Raw genomic sequence first — 14,893 nt, 5'->3', positions numbered from 1 at the left:
TTTAAGCATCCTTGGAGACGATAGCGAGCAAGTCGCTTTCTGATAACGAAGCCAGTTCGCGCTCGAGATCGAGCAGCACTTCTGACTCGTACAGCGCCAGTTGCAGGGTCGTGATGAGGTCGGCCAGTTCGCGCAGCGACGGGTGTTCGAACAACGCCTTGAGCGTGACTTCGACGCCGAAGTGTTCCCGGGCCCGCAGGGTCAGTTGCACCGCGATCAGGGAATGGCCGCCCAGCTCGAAGAACTGGTCGTTGCGGCCAATGCGCTCGATGCCGAGCAGGTTGCTCCACAGCGCCGCGAGTTTCTGTTCGGTCTCGCCTTTGGGCGCTTCGTACTGCAGCGCTTCGGCGGCTTCGATTTCACCGGCGTCACCGAGGGTGAGCGGGCTTTCCAGGATTTCAAGCGTGCCGTCCGCGAGCCAGCGACCGAGATCGCCGGACTTGTAGAGGCGCGCTTGTGGATCTGCGCTGAACGGGTTGCTGATGAAGCGATCGGTGCCGAGGTTTTGCGCACCACCGATATGGATTTCGCCGGTGACACCGATAGGTGCCAACTGGCCGGCCGCGTCTAGCACATAAAGCCGTGGCTCGCTGATGGACAGGCTGTGCTGTGCCAACCACTCGGCGTCCGGTGCGGTCTGGCTGAATTCGACCAACAAGCGCTCGCGTTCCTGCTCTGGCAACAGATCCAGTTGCGTGAGCAGCGCGTCCGGGGTGTTTGCCAGCGCCTGGGTCAGTTGCTCCAGTGCGCGCTGCATCATGTCGCAGATGCGCTGCGGGTTGACGCTCGGCGAGCACTGCACGGTCAGGCCCAGGTCGTGTTGGTAATCGTTGACCGACACTGTCAGCGGATAGTTGTCGCGCTCCGCTTCGGAGAGGATCCGCGCGCCCGGCCATTGCGTCGGCGCGGCGTCATCCTCCAGTTGATGGCGATAGTTGAACAGGCTGCTGAACAGCGGCAGCGAGGCAGGCACCGCGCTGCAACGCTGGGCCAGCGCAAGCGAAGCCTGTTCGTGGGCGAGCAATTCGCTGAGGTCGCGGTGCGTCTCGGCGACCAGCGCATTGGCGCCAAACTGCGCCAGGTTCACCCGCAGCGGCAGGGTGTTGATGAACACGCCCAGCGCCCTTTCTGCACCGGCCGAGCCTTGCAAACGACCCGACACCACGGTGCCGAACACCACGTCATCGCGGCCGGAACAACGACCGATCAGCTGCGCCCAGGCCACATGGAACAGCACGGCCGGGGTAATGCCGCGCTCGCGGGCCTGGGCCCGGATCAGACGGGTGAGGCCATCGTCGAAGCGCATGCTGACTTCTTCGACATCGCTGCCGTCGCCCTGCACATCCAGCAGGCCGAACGGCGCGGTGGGTTGGTCGATATCGGCCAACCGGCGCTGGAAGTATTCCTCGTCGGCTTCGATTGGGGTCGCCAAAATCTGCGCAACGAAATCCCGGTAAGGCATCGGCGCGGTCAAGCTGTCGCCCTGGCCCTGAAGGATGGTCTGGATTTCTTCCAGCACAATTTCCAGGGTGACGTGGTCGCTGACCATATGGTGGTTGAGCAAGGCCAGCAGCCAGCGTTGGCTGTGCGGATCCCGACCAATGTAGGCGCGCAGCAGCGGCGCCTGGCTCAGGTCGAGGCGCAATTGACGCGGGTCGCTGATGTTTTCCAATTGCGCGAGGGCGTCGCTTTTTGGATCGAGCGTGACCGTGTGCACCGCCAGCTCGGCGTTGCGCTGCACGATTTGCACTGGTTCCGGCAAGCCATTCCATTGCACCGAAGTGCGCAGGATGTCGTGTCGATCAATCACTTGTTGCAGCGCCGCGACGAAGCGGTCGAGACCGCTGCGCTCATCGAACTCGATCATCGAGCGAATCAGGTACGCGTCACCGGCATGGCCGAGCAAGTGGTGGAAGAGAATGCCCTGTTGCAACGGCGCGAGGGGGTAGATGTCCTGGATATTGGTGATGCCGCCGGGCACGTTGGCAACGATGGTGTCGATCTGCGCTTGATCGAGTTCGATCAGCGGCAGCATCTGTGGCGTCAGTTGCGTCGTGCCGGGCAGGATCAGGTTCGGCGGTGCGTGGAAAATTTCCCGCGCATCACGGCCAATCGCCCGGGCCATTTCACGCAGGCTCGGCGAGGCGAAGACCATGCGCACATCGGCCCCGAGGCCGTGCTCACGCAAGCGATCGATCAGGGCCACGGCCATCAGTGAGTGACCGCCGAGTTCGAAGAAACGATCATGCCGACCGACTTGTTCCAGACCCAACAGGTCCTGCCAGATGCCGGCAATCACGGTTTCCACGTCACCCTGCGGCGCCTCGTAGGCTCGGCTGGCGAACGCGTCGGCACCCGGTGCCGGCAGGGCGCGGCGATCCAGTTTGCCGTTGGGCGTCAGCGGCAACTCGTCGAGGTAAACAAAGGCGCTCGGCACCATGTACTCGGGCAGATGCGCGAGCAATTCACTGCGCAGCAATTCGGCGAGCACCGGTTCGCCACACAGGTAGGCGACCAGTCGCGTGCTGTCCGATTGGCCAGGGCTGACTTCGCGAGCAATCACGGCGACGTCGCGCACACCTTCGCAACCGGCAAGCACGGCCTCGATTTCGCTCAGCTCGACACGGAAGCCACGGATCTTCACCTGATGGTCATCGCGACCGAGGTATTCGAGGGTGCCGTCCGCCAGCCAGCGACCGATGTCACCGGTCTTGTACAGGCGTGCGTCCGCGGTGGCAGCGAACGGATCGGTGATGAAACGCTCGGCGCTCAACTCCGGTTGGTTCAGGTAGCCACGGGCCACGCCGGTGCCGCCAATGTGAATCTCGCCGCGAACACCGATCGGCACCAGATGCCCGAGGGTATCCAGCACATGCAGTTGCATGTTGCGGATCGGCTTGCCGATGGGGATTGCCTGGTCCCGGTAAACGTCGAGGTCGGCGTCAACCGTTTGCCAGGCCACCACGTCACTGCACTCGGTCGGGCCGTAGCTGTTGATCACGATTGGCCGAGGCGCCTGGAGTTTTTCCAGCATGGCCAGCGGGATCGGCTCGCCGCCCAGCACCACGCGTTTGAGGCTGGCGAGGGCGTGGGTTTTGTCGGCATCGACCAAGGCGTGGAAGGCGCTCGGCGACATATTGATGTGGGTGATGCCCGACTGTGCAATCTGCTGGACGATGGCGGCGGGGTCGAACGGTTCTTCGGCCAGGTGCAACACACCGCCCACCATCAGCGGCGCCAGGATGTTTTTCTGGGTCAGGTCGAAGTTGTAGGAGGACGCGAGCAGCACCGCATCATTGGCGGTGAACGCCAGATCCTTGAGGTACCAGTCGAGCAGGTTGCGCAGCCCGCGGTGTTCGACCATCACGCCTTTCGGCAGGCCAGTGGAGCCAGAGGTGTAGATCACGTAGGCGAGATGGCCCACGGTCAAACCGGCGATTTGCGGGTTGCGGGTGATTTCGTCGCTGCCGATCTCGATGGTGGCGAGGTCAACCGGCACCGCCAACTCAAGCCCTTGTTCGCGCACCAGCACGCGGGGTGCGCTGTCGGCGAGCATGTGCGCCAGACGTTCCGCCGGGTATTGCGGGTCGAGCGGCACGTAGGCGGCGCCTGCCTTCAGGATGCCCAGCAGGCCGATCACCATGTCGGCGCTGCGCCGGGCGCACAGGCCCACGGTGTCATCGGGCTTGACCCCGAGCTTGATCAGGCGATGGGCGACGCCATTCGCCCGTGCGTTCAACGTGGCGTAAGTCAGGGATTCGCCGGCACTGACCAGGGCAATCGCCTCCGGTGTGCGGGCGGCCTGGGTTTCGAAGATTTTCTGCGGCAGGCGATCCGGGTCTTCGTCGAGAGGTTCGGCGCTCGGATTGAAGTCCTTCAGCACCTGCAGGTACTGCTCGGCGTCCAGCAGCGGCAAGGCGCCGACGGCTTGGCTGGTGTCGGCAAGCATCGCCTCAAGCAGACGCAGGAAGTGCCGGCCCCAGCGCTCGATGGTGTTGGCGTCGAACAGGTCGGTGGCGTATTCGAACTGCCCGGTAATGATCTCGCCATCGTCGTTGAGCGACAGGCTCAAATCCGTTTGCGTCGTGCTGAGTGGCAGGGCGACAGGGCTCAGTTGCAGGTCCGGCAGCTCTAGCGTGCGGTCATGGGGCGTGTTGCCAAACACCAGCATCGCCTGGAACAGCGGACTGTGGCCCAGGCTGCGCTCCGGTTGCAGGGCTTCGACGACTTGTTCGAACGGCAATTCCTGATGGCTGTAGGCGTCGAGGGTGGTGGACTTTATCCGCGCCAGCAATTGCCCGACGCTTGGCTGGTCGCGCAGGTCGACCCGCAACGCCAGGGTGTTGACGAAGAAACCGATCAGGGCTTCGGTTTCAGCGCGGGGACGGTTGGCCACCGGGGTGCCGATTACCACGTCGGACTGATTGCTCAAGCGTGCAAGCAGCACCGACCAGGCACCGAGCAAGGTCATGAACGGCGTCAGCCCTTGTTGCTGGCTGAAGCGGCGCACTGCGTTGCTCAACTCTGGCGACAGGCGCAGCGGTACGCTGGAACCGATATAACTTTGTACTTGCGGGCGCGGCCGGTCTGCCGGCAGTTCGAGCAGTGCCGGCGCGCCATCCAGAGCCTGGGTCCAGTAGCGGGTTTGGGTTTGCAGCACCTCACCTTGCAACCATTCACGCTGCCACACCGCATAGTCGGCGTACTGCAGCGCCAAGTCCGGCAGCGGATCGTCCAAACCCTGGCTGAACGCGGTGTACAGCGCGTTGAACTCTTCGATCAGCAGCGCGATAGACCAGCCATCGGTGACGATATGGTGCTGAGTCACCAGCAACACATGCTCGCTGTCGTCCAGTCGCAACAGACGGCCACGGATCAGCGGGCCACGGCTCAAATCAAACGGCGCGTGGGCCTCGATTTGCGCGAGTTCCTTGACCGCATGTTCCCGTGCCTCGGGCGGCAGGCGCTGTAAATCGTGCTCGGTGAGGGTGAAGCCAGCGTCCGCCGGGGCGAAGTATTGGCCGACTTTATCGTCGCGACGTTCGAAGGTGGTGCGCAGGCTCTCGTGGCGCGCAACGATGCGGTCGAGGGCGCGGCGCAGGGCGGTTTCGTCGAGGCTGCCGCTCAGGCGCAGCGCCGCGGGCAGGTGATACGCCGCGCTGGCGGCATGATCGAGTTGATCGAGGAACCACAACCGCTGCTGCGCCATCGACAAGGGCGGCGCCTGTTTGCGCGAAACCAGCGGGATCGGTTGCACCAGCGACAGGCTGGCGTGGCTGACGCACTCGGCCATGGCACTCAGCGAACCCTGGGCAAACAGCGTGCGTAAGGCGATTTCGACACCGAGCACCTGATGCAGGCGGGCCTGCAACTGCACGGTCAGCAGCGAATGGCCGCCGAGTTCAAGGAAACCGTCGTGACGCCCGACCTGCTCAAGGTGCAGCAAGTCCTGCCAGATGCTGGCAATCGCGATTTCGGTTTCACCTTGGGGCGCTTCATAGGTGCGGCTGGCCACGGCGTCCTGGCCCGGCGCCGGCAGAGTCTTGCGGTCGAGTTTGCCGTTCGGGGTGAGGGGCAGGGCGTCCAGTTGCACGTAGGCGCTGGGCACCATGTAGTCGGGCAGGCTTTTCAGCAGTTCGGCGCGCAGCAGTTCGGCCGGAACCGGGTTGCCGCACAAGTAGGCGACCAGGCGTTGGCTGTTGGCGACTTCCGGGGTGTCGTCGCGAGCGATCACCACCGCTTCACGCACACCGGGGCAGGCCATCAGGGCGTTTTCGATTTCGCCCAGTTCGATGCGCAAACCGCGGATCTTCACCTGGAAGTCGTTGCGTCCCAGGAATTCCAGGCTGCCGTCGGCCAACCAGCGGCCGAGATCGCCGGTGCGATACATTCGCGCGTTCGGCACTGTGCTGAATGGATCGGTGAGGAAGCGTTCGGCGCTGAGGTCGGGACGGTTCAGGTAGCCACGGGCCACGCCGGTGCCGCCGATAAACATTTCCCCCGAGACACCGACCGGTACGGGGTTACCTTGCGGGTCGAGCAGGTAGAACTGCGTATTGGCGATCGGCCGGCCAATGCTGACCTGGCTGCCGAGGGTGTCCTGAGCGCTGACCTGAATTGCCGATGACCAGATGGTGGTTTCGGTCGGGCCGTACACGTTGAACAGGCGCGCGACCTGTCCGGCCAGACGCCGGGCCAGATCAGCCGGCAAGGCCTCGCCGCCACACAGGGCGGTCAGCGATGTATCGCCCGACCAGCCTGAATCCAGCAGCATGCGCCAGCTCGCCGGGGTGGCCTGGGCGAGGGTGACTTCGTTGCGCGCAATGACTTCGGCCAGTAGTCGACCGTCATGAGCTTGATCACGGGAAGCCAACACCACCCGTGCGCCGCAGATCAGCGGCAGGAACAGTTCCAGACCGGCAATATCGAAGCCGAGGGTGGTTAGCGCCAGTACGCGATCATTGGCATTCGCCCCGACTTTTTCAGCCATCGTCCGCAACAGATTGACCACGTTGCGGTGTTCGACCATCACGCCTTTCGGCTTGCCGGTCGAGCCCGAGGTAAACATCACGTAGGCCAGATGCGCCGGGGTCAGCCCGGCAATCACCGGGTCCAGATCGAAGGCCGGGTCGTTGCCAGCGTCCAGGGACTCGCGTTCATCGAGCAACAACAGCGGCGTTTCGCCGACCTGCAATTGCGCCGCCAAAGCCTGTTGGGTGAGTACCACCAATGGCGTGCTTTCGCTGAGCATGAACGCCGTGCGCTCGACCGGCAGGGCCAAGTCGAGGGGCAGGTAGGCGCCGCCGGCCTTGAGCACGCCGAGCAAGCCGATCAGCATCTCCGGGCTGCGCTCGGCACACAGCGCAACACGCTGGTCCGGTTGCAGACCGAGGGCGATCAAGCGCCGTGCGAGCTGGTTGGCGCGGCGGTTGAGCTGGGCGTAGGTGAGTTGCTGATCCTCGTAGACCAGCGCAATCGCCTCGGGTCGTACACGCACCTGGGCTTCGAAGAGCGCCTGCAGCGGTTGAGACAAGTCGAAGTCAGTAACGGTGGCATTGAAGCCGCCGAGCAGTTGCTGACGCTCGGCTTCGGGCAGCACGTTGAGGGTGTCGGCCAGTTGCTCGGGGTTGTGTTCAAGGGCTTCGACCAGCGCGGTGACGGCATGGGTCATATAAGCGGCGATACGCTGTGGATCGATGCCCGCAGTCGCTTGGGCGCTCAGGGAGAAGTCCGCGCCTTCATCTGCCACGGCGATTTCGATCGGGTAACCGGTGCGTTCTTCGTTGCTCAGGAAGCGGATGCCTTCCCAGGCCAGCACTTGATCTTCATTAGCCAGCGACGCATCGCCGGTCTGGTGGCGATAGTTGAGCAGGGTAGTGAACAGCGGCAGGCCGGCGGACAGCCCACTGCAACGCTGGGCCAGTGCGAGGGAGGCCTGTTCGTGGGCGAGCAGGGCGCTCAGGTCGCGATAGGTATCGGCAACCAGCGCGGGGGTGGTCTGTTCACTCAGACGCACACGCACCGGCAGGGTATTGATAAACACCCCGAGAGCCCGATCAGAACCCGCCGAACCTTGCAAACGACCCGACACCACGGTGCCGAACACCACATCGTTACGCCCGGTGCAGCGTGCGAGCACCAGCGCCCAAGCGATATGGAACAGCACCGCCGGGGTGACGCCACGTTTGCGCGCGGCAACGCGGATGTTGCGGGCCAGTGTCGTGTCGAGGCGCACGTTGACCATCGAAACGTCGCTGCCGTCGCCCTGGATATCCAGCAGGTCGAATGGCGCGGTGGGTTCGTCGATATCCGCCAGACGCTGGCGGAAATAGGCTTCATGGACCTGTGGCGGACTCGCGAGGGTCTGCGCCACGAAGTCACGGTAAGGCAATGGGGTTGGCAGGCTGGCGCTGTCGCCATTGAGGATCGCTTGCACTTCTTCGAGAAGAATCCCCAGCGTGACGTGGTCGCTGACCATGTGGTGGTCAAGTAGCGACAGCAACCAGCGTGGCGACTGCGGATCTTTGGCGATGTGCGCGCACAGCAGCGGCGCCTTGGTCAGGTCCAGGCGCAAGTGACGTGGATCGCTGATGTTTTCGAGCTGGACCAGCGCGTCTTCTTGATCGTTGAGGGTGACGGTATGCACGGGCAGCACCGCGCGGCGCTGGACGATCTGCACCGCGTGCGGCAGGCCGCTCCATTGAACGGCGGTTCGCAGGATGTCGTGACGGTCGATGACCTGTTGCAGCGCCGCGACGAAGGCGTCGAGACGGCTGCGATCATCGAACTCGATCAGCGAGCGCACCAGATAGGCATCGCCTTCATGGCCGAGAAAGTGGTGGAAAAGGATGCCTTGCTGCAACGGCACCAGCGGGTAGATGTCCTGGATATTCCCGGCGCCGCCGGGGATGTTGGCGACGATGCGGTCGATGTGCGCCTGTTCGAGCTCGACCAGGGGCAACAGGTCTGGGGTCAGCGCGGTGCAACCGGCGGGAATGCGATTGGCCGGGGCCTGGAACAGGTCGCGGGTGTCGCGATCAATCGCCTGGGCCATGTCGCGCAGGGTCGGCGAGGTGAACACGGTGCGCACGTCGGCAGACAGGTTTTGCTGGCGCAGGCGTTCGATCAGGCTGACGGCCAACAGCGAGTGACCGCCGAGTTCGAAGAAGTGATCGTGGCGACCCACGGCATCGACTTTGAGCAAACTCTGCCAGATCTGGGCGAGGGCGATTTCGGTCGAGCCTTTCGCGGCTTCGTGGGTGCGGTTGGCGAAGGCTGCGGCATCCGGCGCTGGCAGCGCTCGGCGGTCGAGCTTGCGGTTGGGTGTCAGCGGCAAAGCTTCAAGGCTGACGAAGGCACTTGGCAGCATGTATTCGGCGAGCAACGGAGCGAGTTGCGCGCGCAGGTTGGCAGCGGTCAGGGTGATGCCGGTTTGTGGCACGACGTAGGCGACCAGGCGTTTTTCGCCCGGCGCGTCTTCGCGGACGATCACGGCGGCTTCTTTCACGCCGGTGCAGTCGCCAAGCTTGGCTTCGATCTCGCCGAGTTCGATACGGAAACCGCGAACCTTGACCTGGAAGTCGTTGCGGCCTTGGTATTCGAGGCCGCCGTCCGGGCGGTAGCGCGCCAGGTCGCCGGTTTTGTAGAGGCGGGCGCTGGCGAGGTTGCTGAAGGGGTCAGGCAGGAAACGTTCGGCGGTGATTTTGTCGAGGTTCAGGTAACCCCGTGCCACGCCGTCGCCACCGATGTAGATTTCGCCGATGACGCCGAAGGGCACCGGTTGCAGGTGCGCATCGAGCAGGTAGATGCGTGTGTTGGCCATCGGTGTGCCGATGCTGGCGTTGCTGTTCAGCGCTTCGAAGGTGACGTAGCTTGCGGTGCAAGACACCGTGGCTTCGGTCGGACCGTAGGTGTTGACCAGTTGGGTGTGCGCCGGACGAATTTGCTCCCACATTTGCAGTTTTTGCGTGGAGAGCGCGTCGCCGGTGACGTTGATCAGGCGCACGTCGCGGAGTTGTTCTTGCGCCAGCGTCGGGTTGTAGTGCCACTCGGCAGCCAGGGTGTGCCAGTGGGCAGCGGTCAGGTGCAGGAAGGTTGGGCGGATGTCGTCCTGGGAGGTGCCGAAGATGTTGCGGCTCGGCGCGAGGGTCGCACCGGCGATCAGCGCCGGGAAGATTTCTTCCACCGACAAATCGAAGTTCAGGGTGTTTTGTTGCAACACGGTGTCGGCATTTGTCAGACCGAACAACCGAATGGCGTCGAGGGTGTAGTTGACCAGCCCGCGATGTTCGATCATCACGCCTTTCGGGGTGCCGGTGGAGCCGGAGGTGTAGATCACGTAGGCCAAATGGCGCACGCCCAACGACAGGATCACCGGGTTGTCGTCGTAACCATCGGCGATGTGCACGCGTTCTTCACGGTCGAGCAGCACCACCGGCACGTCGAGCACTGGCAAACGATCCTGCAACGCCCGTTGAGTCAACAACACCGCCGGAGTGCTGTCGGTGAGCATGTAGGCCAGTCGTTCAGCCGGATACGCCGGATCCAGCGGTACATAACCGGCACCGGATTTCAGAATCGCCAGCAAGCCGACCAGCATTTCCGCGCCACGTTCGACGCAAATCGCCACCCGATCATCCGGACGAATGCCCAGCCCGATCAGGTGATGCGCCATCTGGTTGGCCTGGCGATTGAGTTCGGCGTAGCTCATCTGCTCGCCGTCAAACACCACCGCAATGGCGTCCGGTTGCGCTTCGGCCTGGGCTTCAAACAACTGGTGAATGGTTTTGTCGCGCGGATACGGAGCGCGGGTGGCGTTGAGGTCAACCAGCAAGCGTTGGCGTTCGCCGGCATCGAGCAACTCGATACGGTCAACCTGCGCCTGATCGTCGGCCACCATGCCACGCAGTACCCGTTCGAAATAACCGAGATAACGCTGCACCGTGCGCTCATCGAACAACGCCGTGGCGTATTCCAGCGTGCCGAGCAGTTGCCCGCCGACCTCACCGAGTTCCAGCGACAAGTCGAACTTGGCCACACGGTTGGTCATGCCCAGGGTTTCGAGTTTCAATTCCCCGAGCACCAAGTCATCGCCGTTGGCGGTCTGCCACGACAACATCGCCTGGAACAACGGACTGTGAGCCAGGCTGCGCACCGGGTTCAGCGCTTCCACCACTTGTTCGAACGGCAGGTCCTGATGGGCCTGGGCGCCGAGGGTTTGCGCCTTGACCCGGGCCAACAGGTTTTCAACATTCAGGGCGCCGGAGACATCCACACGGACGGCCAGGGTGTTGACGAAGAAGCCGATCAAGCCTTCGACTTCGGCGCGCAGACGGTTGGCCACCGGTGAGCCGATCACCACTTCGTCCTGGCCCGAGAGACGGCTCAGCAGCGCTGCCCAGCCCGCCATCAACGTCATGTACAACGTGGTACCGTGGCGTTGGCTGAGGTTTTTCAGGTCTGCGGTCAGGCTCGCGTCGAACGCCACCGACAGTGCGGCGCCCGCGTAATCCTGTTCCACCGGACGTGGCCGATCGGTCGGCAGCATCAGCAATGCCGGCGCATCGGCCAGGGTTTTTTGCCAGTAAGTGTTCTGGGTTTGCAGCACCTCGCCGCTCAACCAGCGACGCTGCCACACGGCGTAATCGGCGTATTGCACCGCCAGCGCTGGCAGTGGATCGTCGAGGCCATGGCGGAACGCTTCGTACAGCGCCGCCAGTTCATTGGTCAGCACACCAATCGACCAGCCATCGGAAACGATGTGGTGCATGGTCACCAGCAGCACATGGTCCTGGGCATTGAGACGGATCAATCGGCCACGAATCAACGGGCCGTGTTCCAGATCAAACAGCTCGGCCTCTTCTTCCGCTGCCAGAACCTGCCATTGCGCCTCGGCATCGGCCTCACCGCGCAGATCGTATTGACGCAAGGCAAACCCACAATCCGCCGGGGCGATGCGCTGGGCAGCGTCCTCGCCTTGAGCCTGAACGAAGGTGGTGCGCAGCGCTTCGTGACGGAACACGATGCGATCCAGCGCCCGTTGCAGCGCCTCCGTATCCAATGTCCCGCGCAAACGCAGGCCCGCCGGCATGTGATAAGCGGCGCTGCCACCTTCCATCTGCGCCAGGAACCACAACCGTTGCTGGGCAAACGACAGCGGCAGCTCTTCCTCGCGGGAAACCGTGACGATCTCCGGCAAGGTGCTGCGACTGGCCTCAGCCACGGCTTGTGCCAACGCGGCAAGCTCAGGCTGGGCGAACAAATCAGCCAGGCCGAGCTCGACGCCCAGTCGCAAACGCACCTGGGAAATCAGTTGAATCGCCAGCAGCGAATGGCCGCCCAACTCAAAGAACTGATCCTGACGCCCCACCTGCGGCAAGCCCAACAAATCCTGCCAAATCTGCGCCAGGGCAATTTCAACTTCACCCACCGGGGCTTCGTAAGTGCGAGTGACCAGCGACGCCAGATCCGGCGCCGGCAATGCCTTGCGATCCAACTTGCCGTTGGAGGTCAGCGGCAGCGCGTCGAGGCGCACATACGCCGCCGGCACCATGTATTCCGGCAACAGCGCTTGCAGGTGCGTACGCAGGGTTTCAGTCTCCAGCGCTTCATCGGTGGTTGTGTAGTAGGCCACCAGACGCTTCTCGCCCAACGCATCTTCACGCGCCAGTACCACGGCTTCCTTCACGTCCGGATGGTTGGCCAGCTTGGCTTCGATCTCACCCAACTCAATGCGGAAGCCGCGAATCTTCACCTGGAAGTCATTGCGGCCCATGTACTCGATCGAACCATCCGCCAACCAGCGGCCCAGGTCACCGGTTTTGTACAGGCGTGCTTCAGGATCCGTAGAAAACGGATCGGCCACAAAGCGCTCGGCACTCAGCTCCGGCAGGTTCAGGTAACCCCGGGCCACGCCGACGCCACCGATATTGATTTCCCCGGCGACGCCCATCGGCGTGGGTTCGCCAAAGCTGTCGAGAATGCGGATCTGGATATTGGCGATCGGTCGGCCAATCGGCACGCTGTCGCCGCGATCGGTCGGACGGCAGTGCCACGCGGTCACGTCGATGGCCGCTTCGGTAGGGCCGTACAGGTTATGCAGCTCGACTTCGGCCAGTTGCTGTTCGAAGCGATTTTGCAGACTGCGAGGGAGGGCTTCGCCGCTGCACAGCACCCGACGCAGGCCCGGGAAGCCTTGGCTGGTGCGGTCTTCCAGGAACAGCTCAAGCATCGACGGCACGAAATGCAGCATAGTGATGCCGGCGCTTCGAATCACTTTCGCAAGGTAATCCGGCTCCTGATGGCCACCCGGACGCGCCATCACCAGTTGCGCACCGGCCAGCAACGGCAGGAAGAATTCCCAGACCGACACGTCGAAACCGAACGGGGTCTTTTGCAGGACGCGGTCGGTTTCATCGACGCGGTATTCATCACGCGCCCAGAGCAACCGGTTGACCACCCCGCGATGCTCGTTCATCACGCCTTTTGGCATGCCGGTCGAGCCCGAGGTGTAGAGCACGTAGGCCAGGTGCGTGGCGTTGAGGCCTGACACTTGCGGATTGGTGTCGGGGAAATCATGGGTATCGCGATCCAGCACTAACACCGGCACGTTCAACGCGGGCAGGGTCGCAAGCAGTGCTGCGCTGCTCAACACCGCCAACGGTGCGCTGTCATCGAGCATGTATTCGCGGCGAGAAACCGGCAGATCCGGGTCAATCGGCACATAAGCGCCGCCAGCCTTGAGGATCGCCAACAGGGCAATCACCATCTCCGGACTACGGCGCAGGCACACGGCAACCCGTGCGTCAGGGCCGACACCCAGTTCGATCAACCGATGGGCCAACTGATTGGCCCGGCGGTTGAGTTCGGCGTAGCTCAACACCTGACCGCTGTCGTCGCTGACTGCATTGGCTTCCGGGCGGCGGGCGACTTGCTGTTCGAACAGTTCGTGGATCAACAGATCCCGTGGGTAATCGCGCTCGGTGGCGTTGAACTCGCCGAGCAGTTGCTGCCGCTCTGTCGCAGGCATGATCGGGAAGTGCCCGACCGGCAGCGCGTGATGCTCGATCACGGTTTCCAGCATCGACAGAATGCGCTGTTGCAGCTGCTGCACTTCGTCGAGGGTGAAGAATGCGGTGTTGAAGTTGAAGTCCAAGTACACGTCTTCGTTCGGGTGGTAGTCACGCACGAAAATCGCCAGCGGCGTGCGTTCATAACCATTGTCCAGGGTGAACACTTCCGATGGCATGCCGCCGAAATGAATGTCGCCGTCGAGGCTTTCGAAGGACAGCGAGATGTCGAACAGTTGTCGGCGCCCTTGCTGCGCCAGTTTCAGGGAGCGGTTCAACTCGGCAATCGGGAAACGCTGGTGGCGGTAGCATTTGCGCAGTTGCGTGGCGACGACCTGCATCAGGTCCAGCAACGAGGCTTGCGGATCGACTTCAAGCAGAATCGGGCTGAGGGAGGAGAACATGCCGACCGTGGCTTTCTGGCGCGCGGTGGTGCGGTTGTGCACGGGCATGCCGATCACGATTTCGTCCACGCCTTCGGTGCGGCAGAAGTACGTGGCCAGGACCGTCATCAATACGTGGGCGAGGGACATGCCATGGCCGCTGGCGAATTGCGCCAGGGCGTTGAACAGGGCGCGAGGAATCATCGCTTGCGCTTGCGCACTCGGGGCGATGCCGCTGCCTGCGACCGCAACCCTTTGCTGCAACAGCGCCGGCGGCAACTGGGCAAATTTCTCATGCCAGAACGCGCGGTCGCGCTCGAAACGCGTTGATTCGATGTAGCTACGGTCTTCTGCCAGGAAGGAAATATAGGAATGGCCTTCGGGCGGGTTGTCGTCACCGGCAAGCAGACCGTTGTAGGCATCACTGACCGCATGACCGATCAGCGACACACTGGCGCCATCGGTCACGAGGTGGTGATAGCGGTTGAGCCAGTAGAAACGCTCCGGTCCGCACCGCACCAATCGTGCTTCCCACAGCTTGCCGGTCAGTTTGTCGAACGGCTTGCGGAAGGCTTCACGCACGTAGGCCATGGCCAGTCCGGCGGCGGTGTCTTCCTCGGAAAAATCGACGACGTCGAGCCTCACTTCGATGGACGGCAACACGGTCTGACGCGCGACGCCACCTTCGTGGCTGAAGCTCAGGCGCAGGGCATCGTGCCGATTGGCGATCAGTTCGATGGCTTGTTCGAGCAAGCGCACATCGATCCGGCCCTTGATCTCCAGCACCATGCCGATGTTGTAGTAAGGCAGCTCCGGGTGGGCCATCTGATCCAGCCAGATGCCTTGTTGGACGGAAGCGAGCTCGTGGGCCTGGTTGTCATTCTGGAGGTCGTGGGAAAGCGCCATATCGGTAGACGAAGCCATATCGGAAACACCTGTTTC

1 protein-coding gene is annotated in these 14,893 nt (G+C 63.0%); it reads right to left on the bottom strand.

All coding sequences use genetic code 11. The features are described from left to right. Position 1 precedes the first annotated feature (1 nt). Complete coding sequence (locus tag ACIQY3_RS09375) at positions 2-14,875, bottom strand: amino acid adenylation domain-containing protein (RefSeq protein ID WP_403018808.1); 14,874 nt, start codon at positions 14,873-14,875, stop codon at positions 2-4. Positions 14,876-14,893: the final 18 nt, after the last annotated feature.

Origin of the sequence: Pseudomonas sp. NPDC096950, assembly GCF_044762525.1 — a bacterium.
GTDB lineage: Bacteria > Pseudomonadota > Gammaproteobacteria > Pseudomonadales > Pseudomonadaceae > Aquipseudomonas.
This window is presented reverse-complemented; position numbering and strand designations above follow the sequence as displayed.